13 protein-coding genes are annotated in these 20,294 nt (G+C 60.3%); 4 read left to right on the forward strand and 9 right to left on the reverse strand.

What is annotated here, in order from left to right:
- Positions 1-244: 244 nt before the first annotated feature.
- A complete protein-coding gene (locus F8A90_RS09000) occupies positions 245-958 on the forward strand; it encodes a DUF1826 domain-containing protein (RefSeq protein ID WP_200016758.1) in 714 nt (237 codons plus the stop codon).
- A 109-nt stretch (positions 959-1,067) separates the two neighbouring features.
- Here F8A90_RS09000 and F8A90_RS09005 read toward each other — a convergent pair whose 3' ends face one another.
- The 3 genes from F8A90_RS09005 to F8A90_RS09015 all read right to left on the reverse strand — a co-directional run bounded on the left by F8A90_RS09005 (position 1,068) and on the right by F8A90_RS09015 (position 4,581).
- A complete protein-coding gene (locus F8A90_RS09005; protein WP_200016759.1) occupies positions 1,068-2,084 on the reverse strand; it encodes an alpha-L-glutamate ligase-like protein in 1,017 nt (338 codons plus the stop codon).
- A 1-nt stretch (position 2,085) separates the two neighbouring features.
- The gene (locus F8A90_RS09010; protein WP_200016760.1) at positions 2,086-3,648 is read right to left on the reverse strand and encodes an inactive transglutaminase family protein; all 1,563 of its coding nucleotides are present in this window, start codon (positions 3,646-3,648) and stop codon (positions 2,086-2,088) included.
- A gap of 102 nt (positions 3,649-3,750) precedes the next feature.
- Positions 3,751-4,581, reverse strand: a complete 831-nt coding sequence (locus F8A90_RS09015; protein WP_200016761.1) for an ATP-dependent zinc protease family protein — start codon at positions 4,579-4,581, stop codon at positions 3,751-3,753.
- A 1,209-nt stretch (positions 4,582-5,790) separates the two neighbouring features.
- On the opposite strand from F8A90_RS09015, the gene F8A90_RS09020 reads away from it, so the two are divergent.
- Positions 5,791-6,318 (forward strand): DUF3833 domain-containing protein, encoded by a 528-nt coding sequence (locus F8A90_RS09020; RefSeq protein WP_200016762.1) that lies wholly within the window; start codon positions 5,791-5,793, stop codon positions 6,316-6,318.
- A 105-nt stretch (positions 6,319-6,423) separates the two neighbouring features.
- On the opposite strand, the gene F8A90_RS09025 is transcribed toward F8A90_RS09020, so the two are convergent.
- The 6 genes from F8A90_RS09025 to nfuA all read right to left on the reverse strand — a co-directional run bounded on the left by F8A90_RS09025 (position 6,424) and on the right by nfuA (position 14,346).
- Positions 6,424-8,316 carry an EAL domain-containing protein gene (locus F8A90_RS09025; protein WP_200016763.1) on the reverse strand — a complete coding sequence of 631 codons (1,893 nt, stop codon included), beginning with the start codon at positions 8,314-8,316 and terminating at the stop codon, positions 6,424-6,426.
- Between the two features lie 278 nt (positions 8,317-8,594).
- Positions 8,595-8,987: an ectoine synthase gene (locus F8A90_RS09030; protein WP_043334232.1), complete on the reverse strand. Its 393-nt coding sequence runs from the start codon at positions 8,985-8,987 to the stop codon at positions 8,595-8,597.
- A 159-nt stretch (positions 8,988-9,146) separates the two neighbouring features.
- On the reverse strand, positions 9,147-10,412 hold the full coding sequence (gene ectB, locus F8A90_RS09035) for a diaminobutyrate--2-oxoglutarate transaminase (protein ID WP_200016764.1): 1,266 nt from the start codon (positions 10,410-10,412) through the stop codon (positions 9,147-9,149).
- 282 nt (positions 10,413-10,694) lie between these two features.
- Positions 10,695-11,252 (reverse strand): diaminobutyrate acetyltransferase, encoded by a 558-nt coding sequence (ectA, locus tag F8A90_RS09040; RefSeq protein ID WP_082388757.1) that lies wholly within the window; start codon positions 11,250-11,252, stop codon positions 10,695-10,697.
- Between the two features lie 383 nt (positions 11,253-11,635).
- Positions 11,636-13,435 (reverse strand): sensor domain-containing diguanylate cyclase, encoded by a 1,800-nt coding sequence (locus F8A90_RS09045; protein ID WP_200016765.1) that lies wholly within the window; start codon positions 13,433-13,435, stop codon positions 11,636-11,638.
- Between the two features lie 320 nt (positions 13,436-13,755).
- The gene (gene nfuA, locus F8A90_RS09050; RefSeq protein ID WP_166018000.1) at positions 13,756-14,346 is read right to left on the reverse strand and encodes a Fe-S biogenesis protein NfuA; all 591 of its coding nucleotides are present in this window, start codon (positions 14,344-14,346) and stop codon (positions 13,756-13,758) included.
- Between the two features lie 386 nt (positions 14,347-14,732).
- Between nfuA and metH the strand changes: the two genes are divergently transcribed.
- Entirely contained in the window at positions 14,733-18,458 is a 3,726-nt protein-coding gene (gene metH / locus F8A90_RS09055; RefSeq protein WP_200016766.1) for a methionine synthase, read from the forward strand.
- A 342-nt stretch (positions 18,459-18,800) separates the two neighbouring features.
- Positions 18,801-20,129, forward strand: a complete 1,329-nt coding sequence (locus F8A90_RS09060; RefSeq protein ID WP_200016767.1) for an MATE family efflux transporter — start codon at positions 18,801-18,803, stop codon at positions 20,127-20,129.
- The last annotated feature ends 165 nt before the right edge of the window (positions 20,130-20,294 follow it).

Consider the following 20,294-nt stretch of genomic DNA (forward strand, 5'->3'; position numbering starts at 1 on the left):
CGTCAAGCGCGATGAGGGCAAGTCCGTCAGCGCGCAGCCTGAATGACCAGATGCTTATTCTAGGGCAAATGGGCCATGACGGGCCACCGGCAAAGGCATCGGGGCTGCGTGAGTCACTCAAAGGCAACGCACGGTGGGGACCGACATGAAATCGTGGACAAGCGATCAATATGATATAACATAACAATTATTGCTTTCTTGGTCGCGGCGGTAGACCAGCGACCATCCCTGACAGGAGGATTTCATGGCCCAGTTCGAGGCGCTGCACCCACCCCTTTCCACACGGCCCGAGCCACGGCTGGCAGCCAGTCCGTCATCTTCGGCTCACACATCAGCGCCAAGGCCCGCGACCCATTGGCATATCGGGCACGAAGCACAGGATCTGGGGGCGATCTTCGAACCCGACATCAGCCTTGCCGTGATGCAGCGCCGCATCGATGCGGCATTGAAAATGGCGGTCAAGGCTCAGTCCTCGGGTGCCTACCCGCTGCGCATGCGCTGGCGCGGGCCTATCAATGACCTGCGTGAGGCGCTGGAGCGTTACCTTCCCGCACCGGATGCCGGGGCTGCGCTGATAGACGATATCCGTGTACTGGGTGAGGCCATGGGCGAGCTCTTCGAGGTCAAGGATATCGGCATGCGGCTGGAGATGACCCAGAGCGCCATGTGCCCGCGCTTTCATGTCGACCGCATCCCGGTCAGATTGGTGACGACCTATGATGGCCCGGGCACCCAGTGGCTGCCGGAACATGCTGCCGACAGACTGGCGCTGGGCCACGGCCAACCTGGTCATCAGGACATTTGCCTGGCCCCCGGCGAGATACATGAGCTGCGCCCGGGTAGCCTGGCGTTGCTCAAGGGAGAGTGCTGGCCGGGCAACGAAGGGCGAGGGCTGATCCATCGCTCACCGGTGGTGCCCATGGGTAGTCGCCTGATGTTGAGCATGGACCCCGGCTGAGCTGAGGCCAGGTGAGTGCGCAAACAAGAACACCCCGCCAAGGCGGGGTGTTCTTGTTTTTCCGGGTGGTCAGGCTGCCTGATCATTCAGCAGACCTTCAGGACTGATATCAGTCCGCGATGGGCGCCATGCCGACATTGGCGACATCTTCCTTGCTGCGCGAGAAGTGCTTGCGCGCAAAGGCGACACGCTCGGCAACCGGCACACCATCGGGCTGACGCTCGATCAGCTCGAGCCGCTTGCGCAGGCCCTCGCCATTGGCCATCTGGATGGCCAGCCCCGGGCGGGCGTTGAGCTCCAGCAGCATCGGGCCATGGCGACGATCCAGCACCATGTCCGTGCCCAGATACCCCAGCCCCGTCATCTCGTAACAGCCGGCAGCCAGCTCGAGCAGGGTGTCCCACTGCGGCACCTTGAGCGAGAAGATATCGTGCCCGGTATCGGGGTGCGCAAACTGCGGACGATCGTACTGCACGCCGCGCACCGCCCAGCCACTGCCGATATCCAGTCCGACACCGACCGCCCCCTGGTGAAGGTTGGCCTTGCCATCCGAAGCCGCTGTCGACAGGCGCATCATCGCCATCACGGGATAGCCCTTGAAGACGATGACGCGAATGTCCGGCACCCCTTCATAAGTGAACTCGGCGAAGGCCTGATCGAAGGAGATCAAGCCTTCGACCAGCGCGACATCCGGTGAGCCGCCCAGCGAATAAAGCCCTGACAGGATGTTGGAGACGTGGCGCTCCATGTCGGCACGCGTGATACGCGCGCCGCTGGGCTTCACATACTCTTCGCCATCGTGGTGCTCAATGACGAGAATCCCCTTGCCGCCTGAGCCCTTGGCCGGCTTGATCACGAAACCTGCGTGATCGCGCACCATGTCGACGACACGCTCGACCTCGAACTGGCTGGCGACCTTGCCGATCATCTCCGGCGAGGCCAGGCCATATTTCTGACACAACAGCTTGGTCTGCAGCTTGTCATCGACCAGCGGGTAGAGACGGCGGTCATTGTATTTCGAGATATACCCGATGTTGCGGCGATTCATGCCGACAACCCCCCGGGCGCGCAAGGCGCCCGGCATGGTCCAGTTGCGCGACCAGCGATTCAGCCATGACGAGAGCATCTCAATCCTCCGTCAGCGGCTTGAAGCGGCGCAATTCCAGCAGACGATAGCCGGTGTAGTTGCCGAGCAGCAGGATGAAGGCCATCAGCACCAATTGCAGACCGAGGAAGTTGAAGGTCAGGTGTCGCACCCACGGATTGTTCATCGCCAGATAGGCCAGCACGGCGGTCAGAAGGCTACCACCACCTTGCTTGAGCACTTCCTTGGGACCTTCCTCTTCCCACAGGATCGACATGCGCTCGACGGTCCACGACAGGATGATCATCGGGAAGAAGGTGATGGTCAGGCCGGCGTTCAGGCCGAAGCGGTAGGCGAGTACCGAGAAGATGGAAATGATCGCGATCACCGTGATGATCACCACCGAGACCCTCGCCACCAGCAGCAGATTGAGCCGCGACAGGTAACTGCGGATCACCAGGCCCGTCGCGACGATCAGCAGGAAACCGATCAAGCCGGTCACCAGACTGGTCTGGATGAAGGCGAGGGCGATCAATACCGGCATGAAGGTACCGGAGGTCTTGAGGCCGACCAGCACACGCAGCAGTACCACGACCAACGCACCGATCGGGATCAGCAGGATGGTCTTGAACAGCGCCTGCTCTTCCAGTGGCAGCGAGTGGATCGAGAAGTTGAGCAGCTCGTCATTGGCCAGCTTGTTGCGCACCGCGACGGCCGCAGGCTCGTTGTGACGGATCATCGAGAAGCTGACACGGGAATTCACGCCACCTTCGACTTCCAGCATCGGCGCGCCACGACCTTCCCACAGCAGCAGGTTGTCCGGCTCACCTTGCTTGCCGGTTTCCGGGTTGATCAGCACCCAGTCGGTGTTGATCTCTTCGCCATCGGCGGCATCGATATCCACCGCCTCGTTGCCCTGCGGCGTTTCGGCGAAGACCTGCAACCAGGACGAGACAGTCTGGCGACGACGTCCGTCTTCCAGGCTAAGACCGCTGACCAGACGCGCACTGACACCGGCCTCATTGAGCAGGCGCAGCATGAGCTCGGGACGCTCGAACTGGGTCAGCAGCAGGCGCGCATTCTCGCCCTGACGCTGATTGTCGAACTGCTTGATCAACTCACGTGCGAAGGTGAACGAATCGGCACTGCGCTCACGGGCCTGATCGATGACCTGGGCCGCGGCGGTATCGTAGGGACGCTCCCAGGAGACTTCCTGAGGGGCCGGCAGGCGCTTGATGGCCGCAGGCGTCGCATTGTCGGACTCCAGCATGGTCACGGTGTAATACAGCAGCTGCGAGCCTGCCGCTTCACGGATCGACCATTCGGCACGACGGCCCGGCAGGTCATCCAGATAGGACAGCCCGAAGCCCGAGGAGGCCGTGTTCTCGGTCAGAACGCTGTAGCCTTTCTGGTTTTCCGGCAACGCCAACGATGCCTTGACCGGGCCGCCAGTGGCCGTGAAGGCCACCTGAGCTTCGATATCCCACACTTTCTGTTGTGCACCGGGCACCCAGGGCACATCAAACGAAATATGGCGATAGGCGGTCAGGCCCACACCGATCAGCATCAACAGGCCGACCAGGAGATAGAAAGCAAAACGCGACATGGGAGTCCTTGAAATGTCTGGAGCAGTCATGATGGCTCGGCGGAGCACCGAGCCATGTCAGGCAGCGAAGCCGGGCAGAGGAGACAGGAGGGCGCTTGCCACTCAGTCGCGGTTGCCTTCGTTCGGGTCCTCGTCCTTGGCCGCTTCGTTACTGGGAGCACTGCCCGGGTATTCCGGACGTGCATTGATGAAGGTACGGCTGACGTCTACCGCAGCGATGTCCATCATGAAGCGGCGGCCCAGCAATACCGGATAGGTGAGATCGCGACGATCATTGAGGGTGAACTCGACCTTCTGCTTGATGTCACCCAGCGTCATCAGCAGGCTGACGACGGGACGTTCTTCGCGGCCGGAGGCCTGGACGATGGTCACCGTGCGGCTGACTTGGGCTTCGACCCATTTGTCACGATCGCCTGACACGAAATACTTGCCGTCATCCCGCAGTGCCAGCTTGAACTTGACCCACTTGGCTCCGTCGCGCTCGAATTCGGTGATATCACGCGCCGACAGCGACGAGGTGTTGGCACCGGTGTCGATACGTGCCTTGAAGTAGCTGCTGATGGTCGGGAAGCCGACCCACTCGACACGCCCAAGCAGGGTCTTGTCGAGGATGGGGTTATCGGTCACGGCCTTGCAGGCTTCCACGGCCTGTGGCTGTGCGGGCCGTTCCATCTCGGCATGGATCTGGCGTAGCTGACTGCCGACTTCTCGCACGTCACGACGCAGAGAGCGGCTCAGCGCCTGCTGGTCGGCAAGTTGCTGCTGTTGGACGTTGCATTGGCCTGCCAGCTGTTCCTGCAGGGCGTCGATGCGCTGCGAGAAGGCATCTGGCGTCAATACCGGTTTCTGCGGTTGCGGTTGTGCCGGGACGCAGCCGGCCATGACGACGACACTGGTCAAGGTAACAGGCAATAGCAGCTTGCGGATCAGCATAGGGGAGAAGGTTCCTGTTCAGCCTTGCTGCCGCTCTACAACCTGTGTGAACGGCAGACATAATTCTTGTCCATCGTCAGTCAGTCAGCACACTGACACGACGATGCCCGGGTATTCCCTTGTATAGCCTGGGCGTTATAGCACCGAAGCGTTACTTGGGGCGATCATACGTAGCCCGAATGGTGACTGTCCATGTTTCAGCACCTGACGCCGAGCCATTTCCTGCGATTCACCAACGTAGCGATCACTTTCTGTCGCCCGTCGAGGACAGAGCATACAAGCTCCCACCAGGCGTGGCCTGTGACCGCCGTCAGCTGGCTGGAGGTATCACGCCAGCTTGGCTTGCGTCGCCTCCAGGTGACGAAAATCTTGATCGAATTCACCCTCCAGGCAGAAGCAGCCTCTGCGACAGTTTGCACAGCCAGACCTCACTGTTTGCGCATTGTTCAGGATGTCACTGGATCAGCAGCGACGGGTCAACAGCATGGGAGCCATACGATCTCGGTCGAGAGCACGCCGACACGGCGAGTCAGACTGTCGCCAAACTGACAAGGCATGCCAAAAGAGATGACATCAGCAAATTCAATGACATCCGCTTGCTGACTCAGGGGCTGGCATTGACGCCAAGCCAGCCAGGATCTATCCCAGCCAGGTCAGGAGGTCTGGTGCCTGGCGATCGAGGCCCAGGCATCCAGGCACGCAGAATCCATGCACATAGCATCGACGGACATGGCTTGAGCGGCGTCACGAAACATCGTATTTAACATAATATATATTATACGAACCATTACCTACAGGCTTTGTATGTGATCCTGAGCGCCCGCATGGCCAGCCGCTTTGGTTTATCAGGCAAGGTCCATCAGGTCGAGTCCGTCGAGCCAGGCCCAGCGAGTGAAACCTGTCACCTTGCATCAGCGACGGCCAGGTTCACGATCCAAGCTGTCATACAGCCCGGTTGCCCAAGAGCGCGAACAAACTTATCCTTGATAGAATTTACGCACAAGTATTGTAGAATAATTCGTACTGTGTGTGACCCTCACCGTACATCTTGTCACTCAACCTTGCCGCGCGCCGTGATGACTCACGGGTCGGCGCGAAGCGGAGTCAGCGATGCCCTTCTTCTCGTCCTGCCGGTCAGCTAGCGCCGGATTCCTGCATAGCGGCTTTCGACGCCTTCAGCGCATCAGCGGCCGCACAGCCGTGTTGATCATGGCAGCGGGACTGTCAGCCTGTAGCGGCCCTCAGATAGAGGATTTCGCGGATAGCGGCCCTGAGCTTCGCATTGATGACTACTTCCTGGGCCACACGCGTGGCTGGGGCATGGTGCAGAATTACCGTGGCGAGGTGACGCGGCGGTTCGTGGTCGATGTCATCGGCAGCATGCAAGGCGACCAGCTGATTCTGGAGGAAGACTTCGTCTACGCCGATGGCGAGACACAACATCGCCGCTGGACCTTTACCCCGGCGGGTGATCGCAAATGGACTGGGCGAGCGGCAGATGTGACGGGCGAAGCGACGGCGACGACCCGCGGTAACGCCTTGCGGATGAACTATGTGCTCCAGGTGCCGATCGACGACAGTACCTGGGAGTTCAACATGGATGACTGGATGTACCTGCAACCGGATGGTCGCATCCTGAACCGGACCTCGATGCGCAAACTGGGCCTCGAAGCCGCCAATATCACCCTGGCATTTCAGCGCTGTCCCTGTGATGCATCGACAGCTGAGCCGAAATGACGCTCGTGCGCGTGGGCCCCTGATGGCTTCAAGCCTTGCCTGAGGACTTCCCCCCTTGATAGCGCCAGCCTTTGTCGGTTCCAGCTCGTGACGGCCCAACCCTCATTAGACAGTAGAATCGCCCGCATGCTGCTCGAGCGATGTCTCCACCTTGGACAACCACTTGCCGTAATCCTCTTCTGGCGCCATGGGTTCTCCGAAGGCATAGCCCTGCAACTGGTCAAAGCCCAGATCCATCATGGTCTGGCGCTGACGTGCGTGTTCGATGCCGACCGCCACAGCGGAGATCTCCAGCGCATGCAAGGCCGCTGTCCAGGCTTTCAACAGGCGTGCCTGACGTAGATCGGTCTGCAGCAGACTGATCCAGCGCGGATGAAGTTTCACGCTGGTGATGGGCAGCATGCTCAGCAGCCGCAGGCTGTCATGCTCAGGACCGAAGCGATCGACACAGAAGCTGATGCCGTCATTGGCCAGCGATTTCATCGCCAGGACCAGTGGCTCAGGCGTCGCGACGAAACTCTCGACACCGCTGACATCAAGGCGCAGGCAATCCCCCTTGAGCCGGTAAAGGCGCAGGACACGGCGCAGGGCATCCATATACTCGCTTTCGATAAGGCGCGACGCCGTGATGTTCAGCGACAGTGGCAGCAAGGTGTCGTTGCTCTTCCTGGTCGCCAGCCAATGGCTCAGCAAGGCGCAGCCTCTGCGTAGCACCCAGATATCGAGCTCCTCATCCAATCCGGCGTGTCTGGCGATACGCAACATCTGATGGGGCGTGATCCAGCGATTCTTGTCCTGCCAGCGCAGAAGCACTTCCTGCCCGCTGAGGCTTTGACGGTCCGCAGTGACGATGGGCTGCAGATGGATGCGCAGTTCATTGTCACGTAGTGCCTGGGCAAAGCGGTTGTTCATCTCGAGGCGCAGGTTGAGGTTGTCCGTGAGATCCGCGAACTGCACGCCCTTCTCTTTCGGTGCCCATTCACTGGCACAGACAAGCTCCTCTTCTAGAACCTCGACCAGTTCCGCCGCTGACATGCTGTCGATGACGAAGGTGCCCGCTCCGATCAACAAATCCGGACGGTTATTGGCGGAGAGATGCAGCAGCCAGGGTTGCTCCACGAAGCGATGCCAGCGCATGCCGTGCAATGCCTGGTCACGCGGCAACAGGATCATCAGGGTGTCGTGACTGACGCGCCCCTTGAGCAGGCCATCGTCATCGAAGTTTTCATTGAGCTGGTGGGACAGGGATTGCAGCACGCCTTCGTAGAAGTCGACGCCCTGCTGCTTGCGCAGCCTTTCGGCATTCTGCAGCTTGACCAGGATGACCTGCAGCGCCCCCTGACTGGCGCGCTCCTGCAGCCAGGCCGTCATTCGCTGCAGGTAGCGGCGACGCAGACTGTAGCCGGTGATCGGGTCGATATTGGCTTGCAGAGTGGCGCGTGCGCGCTCTGCCAGCAGCGCATCACGCTGGATGAGCTCGTTCTCGACCAGCAGTGCACAGCGCTCCAGCCGCTCCAGCTGGGCCGTATCCAGTTGACGGGGCTTGTGGTCGATCAGGCACAGAGTCCCCAGCGGCAGGCCGCTGCTGTCACGCAGCACGGCACCCGCGTAGAAGCAGACATGCGGTGGCCCCGTCACCAGGGCGTTATCAAAGAAGCGTTCATCCTGGCGCGCATCATTGATGACCAGAAAGCGCTCTTCATGCAGCGCGTGGGCGCAGAAGGCGAGATCCCTGCCCGTCTGCCGTGCATCCAGCCCGCAATGGGCCTTGAACCACTGGCGGTCTTCATCCACCAGCGACACAAGGCAGATGGGCACATCGAAGATATCAGCGACCAGGCGCGTCAGATCGTCATAGCGCTTTTCATGGTCACTATCCAAGACATGCAGAGAATGCAGGCTATTGAGACGCTCTTCTTCGCGCGGATGAGGTGCCGCCGGCCTGAAGCCGGGCCGGCCACCCGGCGCGAGGGTCGTCTTTGGGGTGGAATCTGCCATGGCCTACTGCCTCGTTGGAATTTCCAGGAGATATAACCGCATGTTCGTACTTGAGCATACTCGTCTCGACTGTTGACTGGCAGAGCCGGCAAGCTGCGCACCATTAACGATAATTGAGCGTGGAAACCCCTGCACGTTCTGCTGCGCGGCAACCTCACGGAGCGGTTTCTCACCACCACGATGCAGAAAGCCCCGCAGCAAGGCTACGGGGCTTTCTGGATGACGCTTGTCCCTATGAGGTCAGACGCTTCGCGCCTTACTCACGTCGAGACAGGATCTCAGGCTTCGGCAGGTGCATAGGAGCCATCTTCACGATGGACTTCCTTGCCGGTCAGACCCGGGGTGAACACACAGGCCAGGTGCATGGTCTTGGTGGCACGCAGCAGGTGATCATCATGCTCGTTGAGAATATAGATGTCGCCCGGCTTGATCGGCCAGATCTTGCCATCGGCCAGGGTTTCGACTTCACCCTCACCTTCCATGCAATACACCACTTCATAGTGGTGCTTGTAATGGATGTGGGTCTCGGTGCCTTCAAAGATGCGGGTGATGTGGAACGAACACTTGCCACCATCTTCATCGAGCAGCAGGCGCGTGCTATCCCAGTTGCCATTCTCGGCCTTGACCAGACGATCCGTGCTGCGGGCTTCTTCGAGATTGCGAACGATCATGTGTTTTCCTCACTAGGCTGCCTGACATCGACAGCTGACAGATGGCGATTACCGTAACGAAGGGATGACCTGGATGGGCAATCGGTGGGGATGGCAAGCCAGAGGCTCACCAACGACCCGCGGGGCGCCGATGACCGGGCACCCCGCGGGAAGACAGCGTTACTTGGACAACACAGCGGCAGCGTTTTCCTCGATGATATCGAGGGCTTCCAGCAGGTCTTCGTCGCGGATGGTGAGCGGGCACAGGCACTTGACGACCTGACCGGAGTGACCACTGGTCTCGATGATCAAGCCCTGCTCGAAGCAGCGTGAGGTGATGGCATCGGCCAGCTCACCGTCACGGACATCGATACCGCGCATCAGGCCACGGCCCTTCTCATGCGCTTCGAAGCCGTTCTCGCGGGCCTTGGCGGCAATCTTCTGAAAGCGGTCTTCGACGATACGGCCCTTGCGCTGGATATCGCGCTCGAACTTGTCATCGCTCCAGAAGTGGCGCAGTGCGGCGGCGCCGGTCACGAAGGCCAAGGCGTGGCCACGGAAGGTGCCGTTGTACTGGCTCGGCTTCCACTGGTCCAGCTCGGGACGCATCATCACCATCGCGAACGGCACACCGGAGGCAGACAGCGACTTCGAGTTGCAGACGATGTCCGGCACGATGTTGGCGTGCTCGAAGCTGAAGAACTTGCCGGTACGACCACAACCCGCCTGGATATCATCGACGATCAGCAGGATCTTGTGCTCCTTGCACAGGGCATCCAGACGCTGCAGCCATTCGATGGAGGCCGGGTTGATACCGCCCTCACCCTGCACGGTCTCGACCAGCACTGCTGCCGGGCGATCCAGACCGCTGGAGGAATCCTTGAGAAGCTTGTCGAGGTAGGCAACGGTGTCGATGCCCTCACCCATGTAGCCATCGTAAGGTACGAATTGCGCACCCTGCGCCGGCAGGCCTGCCGCATCACGGAACTTGGCGTTACCGGTGGTGGCCAGCGCACCCATGGTCACACCATGGAAGCCGTTGGTGAACGAAACGATATTGTGGCGGCCGGAGACCTTGCGCGCCAGACGAATGGCAGCTTCCACCGCGTTGGTGCCGGTCGGCCCCGGGAAGTGGACCTTGTAGTCCAGACCACGCGGCTTGAGGATCACTTCCTCCAGCGCTTCGAGGAAATCGCGCTTGGCGGAAGTCCACATATCCAGGCCGTGGATGATGCCATCATTGCTGATGTAATCGACCAGTGCCTTCTTGAGTACCGGATGGTTATGCCCGTAGTTGAGCACACCGGCACCGGCGAGGAAATCGATGTAGCGCTTGCCGTCCTCGGTGAACAGGTGAACATTCTGCGCCTTGGTGAAAACGGTCGGGAAAGAACGCGAATAAGTGCGTACCTCGGATTCCATCTGTTCGAGAATCTGCGTATTCATGCTGTCACCTCCCTGGTGATGGATGGCCGACTACTGAAATGGCCATACCAGAATGTAAAGACGATCCAACGAATGACACTGACCCTACCTCACTCACACATGGGGTCAGCAGGAGATGTCACAACCTTCCTGTCGTGAACATCTGCCGGACGGGACGTGATTCTTCTCGACGACCGACACAAGAATCATGACGGCGTCCCGTCCGGGACTTCTTGCGACTTGCTATTCGCCCGTGCTGCACATGGGCTCTGGCGGCACAAGAGCCTTGAGCGCGTCGAGCACTCAGATGTCGCTCGGCAGGAACGGGCCGATGCGCACCAGGTTTTCGGCAAGGTGCTCGCCACCCAGCTGGTCTGATGAGAAGTACTCACGCGAGTGCAGCGGCACCTGCCAGCGCTCGGCGAGGCGAGTGAACAATGCCCAGGACGCCTCGTTGTCCGGCGTGATGGTGGTCTCGAGGTGACGCACGTGCGCCATTTCGGGACGCTTCATCACGGCTTCGATCAAGCGACGTGCCAGGCCAGTACCACGCGCCTTCTCACCGACGGCGATCTGCCACAGGAAGAAGGTTTGCGGGGCGTCGTTGCGGGTGTAACCGGAAACGAAGCCGACGACCTCACCTTCCTCATCTGTCGCGATGGCGCAGCTGTCACGGAACTGCGTGGCCAGCAAAACGTACGAATACCCTGAATTGAGGTCCAGCGGCGGGCAGGCCTTGACCAGCTCATAGATGCCCCAACCATCATCGGTTGTCGGCTGACGGATGAACAACGGCGCGCTGGCGCGGTTGATCACGGCATCGTGGGTGTGGTGGGCCAGGCCCTGAATCGTGGAAGTCATTGTCATGGTTTTCATAAAATATTTCGCAGTTGGCGAATTCGCTATAAACCATAACAAACCGTTATGGATGTCGCAAACCATAAATTATTCTCGTGAAGCGTATGGATAACGTAGAATTATCCCAAGCCCCGTATCGATGAGCGTGCAAGCCGAGGCCAGTACTGGGCAACACTCGCCCTCGCCCACCGCCCGCTGGTGGTTTGGATCCCTTAGACGCAAGACGGCGCCCCGAGGGGCGCCGTAAATTTGCCTGCTCATGCGGCATCAGGCCTTGCTGTCGCTGCCACTGCCACTGCCATTTCCATTGCCACTGAGGCGGCTTCTGCTCTAGTGCTTGAACTCTGTAGTGCTTGATCCCCAGGGCTAGAACCCCTGAGCTTCCGTCACTGCTGTTTGTGCCCCTCATGCTTCTTGCTGGCAATAGCGACAATCTGGCCAAGCTCATCATGGCGGCTGAATTGCACCGCGCAATTGCGGCCCTCATTCTTGGCGGCGTAGAGCGCCATATCCGCATTGTGGGATAGCTGTTCACGCCCACTGCCATGCTGAGGGGCGATGGCAATCCCGATGCTGCAGCCCACTTCCAGCTTGTGCTCTTCATACAGGAATGGCTTGCCCAGGCTGTCGATGATGCGCTGGGCCAGCTGGGCGAGTTCGCCGTGGCGACCCAGATTCGCCTGGATGTCCGCATTGTGGACCAGCACCACGAACTCATCGCCTCCCAGACGCGCGACGAAATCGCCCTTGCGCACCACCTGATTGAGCCGCTCCGCGATCACCTTGAGCGCCACATCTCCGGCAGCATGGCCATGGGTGTCATTGATGGGCTTGAACTTGTCGATGTCCAGCATCAGACATGCCATCTGACCGCCCTCGTCATTGACGCTTTCAAGCCAATGCTCGACACGCTCATAGAAATGCTGTCGATTGGGCAGTCCCGTCAGAGAGTCATGCATCGCCAGTTGCGTGATGCGCTTCTTGTAGTTGTTGCTCTCGATGATGTTGTACTTGAACTTCTGCAACGCCCGCGCCATCTGGCCCACTTCATTGGTGTGCTGGGTGCTGTCGATCACCACGCTGACATCGTCATTGGCCAGGGTATTCATGGTCTGGGTCAGACGACGTATCGGCACCAGCACATAACGCCCGAACAGCCACATGGAGATGCCGATCAGTACCACGATCATCGCCAGCGCGAGGCCATTGACCACCGGGGCTACCGTGGCCAGCAGCTTGAGCGTCTTGCCGACCGCGGCAGAGGTGGCCCCGATCCGCATGCGGCTTTCGTGATCCAGCACCGCCAGTGCGTCAAGCGCCGGCGCATCATTGACCTTGACCCGCTGATCGATCTCACTCGGTGAAAGATCCGCCTGTTCGTCATGCAACTGGTTGACCTTGTTCAAGCGGTCACTGTAGGACTGGATGACATCGGCGATATCGCGGATGGCACGTTGCTCGGCGGTGTTCATGCCCAGCGCACGATATGCCGCCAGGGTGGCGCGCAGCGATTCGATATCCTGCGCCGCCTGCTGACCATAGATGGCGTCACTGCGCAGCACGTAATTCTTGAAGTGGTGGATCATCTCGCCATAGCCGAGATCCCGGCGCAGGTTGGCCACCAGGCGAGCCTTGCCCATGCCGTTCTCGAGCGGATTGTCATTGTCACGCAGTTCCGCGATGGAGATACGCCGCAGGGTATCCAGCCCCGAGACGGCCTGGAAATCATCGATCTGAACCACCTTGTCGATATCGGCACTCGAACGCCCTTGCTCGATCATCGTGCGTATTCTGGGCACCATCAACTCATAGCGATTGATAGTGGCACGCAGACCCGCTACCGCATTTTCCTCCCCTTGGGTCAATCCAAGGTTCTGGTAACGGCTCAGAGCGCTGCGAGCGGCACCGATCTCGTTCTGCACCTCGCCGATTAGCTCGAGGTCCTGACGCAGCACGAGATTCTTGAAGTCATGCACCATGCCGCCATAGCCCAGGGCCTTGGTCAGCTGACCTTCCAGGCGCGGCTTGTCAGAGCGCGCCTGCTGATATTCCTGCCAGTCACGCTGCAGGTCGGACACGTTGCGGGTAATGAATGCCAACACGACCAGCAACACCAGACCCGCCAAGGCGGAAAGCGCACAGATGATGATGTTGATGGTGCGAAAGCGCAGGTTGGCCAGACTCATGAAGGCTATCTCTTGACGATGGGAGGAAACGTTCGATGGAAAAACGCGTCATGCCGGCCAGCTGAGGGGCGCTGACAGCATGAAAAAGCTACTGCCACGATACCAGATAAATCTAATACTTTACTCAGCAACTTCATTGAGCACCCTCTATACGCCAGACGCCCTGGCCTGGATGTCCCAACCCTGCGTCAGGTCGTTTAATAGGGTGAGAGTCTGACGTCGCACCCATAAAAAATCTCCCACCGAAAATCGGTGGGAGATTGTGTTTCTGACCTGTACCTGGATTGATCCTGGCCACGGACCTGAAGCCAGGCCCGACCTCAGCTGTAGTAGGCGTTGGTCGTGTCGGTGTGATCGGTGACGTCACGCACACCGGTCAGTTCCGGGATACGCTCCATCAGCGTCTTCTCGACACCATCCTTCAGCGTCAGATCGACGGCGGAACACCCCTGGCAACCGCCACCGAACTGCAACACGGCGACCTGCTCTTCGGTCAGCTGCACCAACTTGATCTCGCCACCGTGAGCCGCCAGACCCGGATTGATCTCGCTGTAGAGCAGGTAGTTGATGCGGTCTTCCAGCGGGCTGTTGGCGTTGACCTTGGGCATCTTGGCGTTCGGCGCCTTGATGGTCAGCTGCCCGCCCATGCGATCGGCATTGAAGTCGACGGTCGCTTCTTCCAGGAACGGCACGCTGTGCGTGTCGAGATAGACCTTCAGCTTCGGCAGATCCAGGATCTCATCCGTCGGCTCTTCCTCGCCCGGGCGGCAGTAGGCGAGACAGGTCTCGGCATACGGAGTGCCCGGCTGGGTGATGAAGATGCGCACGCCGATACCTTCGACGTTCTGCTTCTCGAGCAGCTCGGCAAGATACTCCTGGGCGCTATCGGTAATCTGGATGCTCTCACTCATGGCGCAGAGACTCTCTTGATGTCAGGTGACTAATGGCTCCATGTTAAGGAAAACCTGCTGCACTCGCAATCCTGAGCAAATCACTCGGGTTTGGTGCCCTGCGCGCGGCGGGCACTCCTGACTGACTCATGTTGCGCATGAATCATGCTCATCGTGACGATTCTACAGTCTGATACGATAGCGCCATCTGGCCAGGCAGGGATTTCGTGAGCGGATCCCTCGCCAGCGCCTCTCAATAGCAATGAGTTCGCGCCTGTGGCGTGTGACTTTCTCGACAAATGACTGGCTAAGCCAGTACTGACCTGGAACAGTACTGGCTTGGCCGAGAAAGTTACACGCTCACGCTAGGGAAACAACGCGACAGGTCACGCACGCTGGAGTCCGTCATGGCGCAAGCCCAATCCCCTATTCCCTATTATCTGCCCCTGCCCGACGCGCTGAGCCAGGCATTGCAGGAGCGTATCCTGATCCTCGATGGCGGCATGGGCACCATGTTGCAGAGCTACGGGCTGGAGGAGGAAGACTTCCGTGGCGAGCGCTTCGCCGACTGGCCCAGTGACATCAAGGGCAACAACGATCTGCTGGCGCTGACTCGTCCTGATATCGTCGAGGCGATCCACCGCGCCTACTTCGAGGCCGGCGCCGATATCGTCGAGACCAACACCTTCAATGCCACTCAGCTATCGCAGTCCGATTACGGCATGCAGGCGCTGGTCCACGAGATCAATCTCGAATCGGCACGCCTGGCGCGCAAGACGGCGGATGCCGTGGCCGCCGAGACCGGCATCCCGCGCTTCGTCGCCGGGGTACTCGGCCCGACCAGCCGCACCTGTTCCATCTCGCCGGACGTGAATGACCCCGCCAAGCGCAACGTCACCTTCGATATTCTGCGCGACAACTATCGTGAGGCCGCATTGGCGCTCTTCGAGGGCGGAGTGGATCTCATCCTGATCGAGACCATCTTCGACACCCTGAATGCCAAGGCGGCGATCTACGCTCTCGAGGAGCTGTTCGACGAAGGTCATCCGCGCCTGCCGGTGATGATTTCCGGCACCATCACCGATGCCTCGGGACGCACGTTATCCGGCCAGACCACCGAAGCCTTCTGGAATTCGGTACGTCATGCCCGCCCACTGAGCGTCGGCCTCAACTGTGCCCTGGGAGCCGAGGAGCTGCGCCCCTATCTGCGCGAGCTGTCCGAGAAGGCCGATACCTTCGTCTCCGCGCACCCCAACGCCGGCTTACCCAACGAATTCGGCGAGTACGACCAGACCCCGGACGAGATGGCCGAGATCATCGGCACCTTCGCCGCTGATGGTCTGCTCAACATCATCGGCGGTTGCTGTGGCTCCACTCCGCAGCACATCCAGGCGGTCAAGCGCGTGGTGGCCCAGTACCCGCCACGCCAGATACCGGATATCGCGCCGGCCTGCCGCCTGTCAGGGCTTGAACCCTTCAACATCCAGCCGGACTCGCTGTTCGTCAATGTCGGTGAGCGCACCAACGTCACCGGCTCTGCGCGCTTCCGTCGCCTGATCAAGGAAGAGGACTACACCACCGCGCTTGAGGTGGCACTGGAGCAGGTCGAGAACGGCGCTCAGGTCATCGACATCAACATGGATGAAGGCATGCTGGAATCGAAGGAGGCCATGGTGCGCTTCCTGAATCTGATCGCCTCGGAGCCGGACATCTCGCGAGTGCCGATCATGGTCGACTCCTCGAAGTGGGACATCATCGAGGCGGGGCTCAAGTGCATCCAAGGCAAGGCGGTAGTCAATTCCATCTCGCTCAAGGAAGGCGAGCAAAGCTTCCGGCAGCAAGCGCAGATCTGTCGTCGCCATGGCGCTGCCGTGGTAGTCATGGCGTTCGATGATGTCGGTCAGGCCGATACCTATCAGCGCAAGATCGAGATCTGCGAGCGCGCCTACCGGATGCTGGTCGATGACATCGGCTTCCCGGCCGAGGACATCATCTTCGACCCCAACATCTTCGCCATCGCCACCGGCATCGAGGAGCACAACAACTACGGGGTCGATTTCATCGAGGCCACGCGCTGGATTCATGACAACCTGCCCCACGCGATGATTTCCGGTGGCGTCTCTAACGTGTCCTTCTCGTTCCGCGGCAACAATCCGGTCCGCGAAGCGATCCACTCGGTATTCCTCTATCACGCCATCCAGGCGGGCCTGAGCATGGGGATCGTCAACGCCGGCCAGCTGGCGCTCTACGATGACCTGCCCCGGGAGCTGCGCGACGCCGTCGAGGACGTGGTGCTCAACCGCCGCGCTGACAGCACCGAGCGTCTGCTCGACATCGCCGACAAGTACAAGGGCGATGGCAGCAGCGGCGAGAAGAAGGAAGACCTCGAATGGCGCAGCTGGTCGGTCAACAAGCGCATCGAGCACGCGCTGGTCAAGGGCATCACCGTCCATATCGAGGAAGATACCGAAGAGGCGCGCCTGCAGGCAGCCCGACCCATTGAGGTCATCGAAGGGCCGTTGATGGACGGCATGAACGTGGTCGGTGACCTGTTCGGTGCTGGCAAGATGTTCCTGCCCCAGGTGGTGAAGTCTGCGCGCGTGATGAAGCAGGCGGTCGCCCACCTGATCCCCTTCATCGAGGCCGAGAAAAGTGGTGAGACCCAGGCCAAGGGCAAGATCGTCATGGCCACCGTCAAGGGCGATGTCCATGACATCGGCAAGAACATCGTCGGCGTGGTGCTTCAATGCAACAACTATGAAGTGATCGATCTTGGCGTGATGGTGCCGGCGGAGAAGATCCTGCAGACCGCCATCGACGAGAAGGCTGACATCATCGGGCTTTCGGGATTGATCACGCCGTCGCTGGACGAGATGGTCAATGTCGCCAGGGAGATGCAGCGCCGAGGGTTGGAATTGCCGCTGCTGATCGGTGGTGCGACCACGTCCAAGGCACACACCGCCGTCAAGATCGAACCGCAGTATGATCAGCCGGTCATCTATGTCACCGACGCCTCGCGCGCGGTGGGCGTGGCCTCGCGTCTGCTGTCGCCGGAACTCAAGGCAGCCTATGTCGACCAGATTCGCACCGAGTACGCCGTGGTGCGCGAGCGCAATGCCAAGCGCCGCCCCAAGGCCGCGGACCTTGACTACCACGAGGCGCGCAAGCGCCGTTTCCAGCCGGACTGGGAGCATTATACCCCGCCGGCCCCCAGCTTCACCGGCCTCAAGGTCTTCGATGACTACGATCTGAATGAACTGGTCGAGCGCATCGACTGGACGCCCTTCTTCATGAGCTGGCAGCTGGCGGGCAAGTACCCGAAGATTCTGCAGGATGAGACGGTCGGGGAAGCGGCGCGTTCGCTGTTTGCCGATGCCAGGGTGATGCTGCGCAAGCTGATCGATGACAAGGTGCTATTGGCGCGTGGCGTGATCGGCTTCTGGCCGGCCAACTGTGTCGACGATGACACCCTGGAAGTCTACGCCGATGAGTCACGTACCCGGGTGGTCGAGCGCCTGCATCACATCCGTCAGCAGATGACCAAGAATCGTGATGGCGTCTGTCACAGTCTCGCCGACTTCATCGCCCCGCGCGACAGTGGCAAGCCGGACTGGATCGGTGGCTTCGCCGTGACCACCGGACATGGCGCGGATGAACTGGCGGGGGAGTACGAGGCGGCGGGCGATGATTACAACGCCATCATGGTCAAGGCGCTGGCGGACCGTCTCGCCGAAGCCTTTGCCGAGCGCCTGCACGAGCGCGTGCGCAAGGAGTTCTGGGGCTACGATCGCGAGGAAGTGCTCGACAATGAGGCGTTGATCGCCGAGAAGTATCGCGGCATTCGCCCCGCGCCCGGCTATCCCGCCTGCCCGGACCATACCGAGAAGGCCACACTGTTCCGTATGCTCGAGCCTGAAAAGCATGCCGGCATGGTGCTGACCGAGAGCTTCGCCATGTGGCCGGCGGCCGCCGTTTCGGGCTGGTATTTCGCGCATCCGGAATCGAAGTACTTCTCCACGGGCAAGATCACCCGCGATCAGGTGCAGTCCCTGGCGAGCCGCAAGGCAATGGAGCTTTCCGAGATGGAACGCTGGCTGTCACCGGTGCTGAGCTACGATCCCGACGCCGATTGATCCGCTACTTGAGACTTCTCGACTGCTGATGGAGCCAACGTCAGCTCGGCGCGCCTCACCTCTCACGAGGTGGGGCGCGCTGTCGTCTGAGAGGCGATGTCTTCAGTTTGCGGAGCGCGCTATCATGTCGCTCTTCCTTGTCCGCTGTCGTGAGTCGCCCGTGCTGCCGTTGTCACTGCTTTGTTTATTACTCTCCTATTGGTCTCTGCTCGGTTTATCGCTGTTCTGTTCATCGCAGCCCAGTTCACTGGTGCCCCGTTTGTCAGCCGCCTTCGAGGCTTTGGATTCCTCCCACTCCCCCCATTCCTCTCACCATTCCAACTCCCCGCGTGGGAGCGTCTGATGCTGGGAGATCTTGCGCGCAACACACGAATTCTGAAGCTGGCGCTGCCGATCATCGGGGCGATGCTGTCGCAGAGCCTGCTCAACCTCATCGATGCGGCACTGGTCGGCAGCCTGGGCGAGACGGCGCTGGCGGGTGTGGGGATCGGTGGCTATGCCATGTTCATGGTTACGGCCTTGATCTTCGGGCTGTCTTCCGCCGTCCAGGCACAGACCTCGCGACGGCTGGGCGAGGAGGTGCCAGAGCGATGTGGCGAAGGCCTGAATGCCGGTCTGGTGCTGGCGCTGTCGATCGGCATTCCCGTCACCCTCGCCTGCCATCACTGGGCAGAGCCGCTGCTGTCACTGATCAATGATCAACCCGGCGTACATGAAACGGCCGCCTCGTATTTCCAATGGCGAGTGCTGGGGCTGATACCGGTCGCCATGGCGTTCTGCTTCAGAGGCTTCTGGAATGGCCTGCAGCGCACCGGCATCTATCTGCGCATCATGCTGATCACCCAGGCGGTCAATGTCGTGCTCAGCATTATTCTGATCCACGGTCTGTTCGGCGCCCCGCAGATGGGCGCCGATGGTGCCGGGGCCGGTACGACACTGTCCCTGCTGGTCGCATTGGCGCTGTGGATCAAGGCGACGCTGGGCGAGCGCAGTCTGCACGGTGTCCTGCACGCCTGGCCGCCGATGACGCATTACCTGACGCTGCTCAAGCTGGCGGTGCCCCACTCCTTTCAGCAGCTGTGGTTCGCGGCGGGCTACGCGATGCTGTTCTGGATACTCGGTCAGATCGATGCGGCCAGTGTCGCGGTCGGCCATGTACTGGTGAATCTTTCCCTGCTGCTGATATTGCCCGGTGTCGGGCTTGGGCTGGCCGCCATGAGTCTGGTGGGTCAGGCCCTGGGCAGCGGCGAGCATGAAGAGGCCCATCGCTGGGGGTGGGACACCGTGCGCGTGGCACTGCCGTGTCTGCTGTTGCTGGGCTTGCCGCTATGGGTCGCGCCCCAGAGCGTACTCGGGCTGTTCCTGCATCGCCCGCAATTGATCGAACTGGGCCTGCTGCCGCTGCAGATGACGGCCGCCATGATCGTGCTCGACTGCACTGCTATCGTGTTGGCCCAGGCACTGCTGGGCGCCGGCGCCCATCGCACCGTAATGCTTGCCACCTTGAGCCTGCAGTGGCTGATCTTTCTGCCCGCGGCCTGGTGGTGGGGCGTCCATCAGGAAGGCGGCCTCGTCACCATCTGGGCGATACAGCTCGCCTATCGCCTGCTCAACTCGCTCGTCTTCGGGCTTATCTGGCAACGCAGAGCATGGCAAGCCTTGCGCCTTTGAGAGTGTTTACTGGCGCAGCACGCCAGCAACCTCTGCTGCCACTCGCGCCCATAGCCCATGGAAGACATCAAGAGATAGTGATATATGTCGTTCAATCGTTGAAGCTTGGTAAATGGCAACCTTGATGAAATCGATTGATGGCTTGCCCAGTCGCGTATCCTGATT

Origin of the sequence: Cobetia sp. cqz5-12 (genome assembly GCF_016495405.1) — a bacterium.
In the GTDB taxonomy this organism is placed as follows: domain Bacteria; phylum Pseudomonadota; class Gammaproteobacteria; order Pseudomonadales; family Halomonadaceae; genus Cobetia.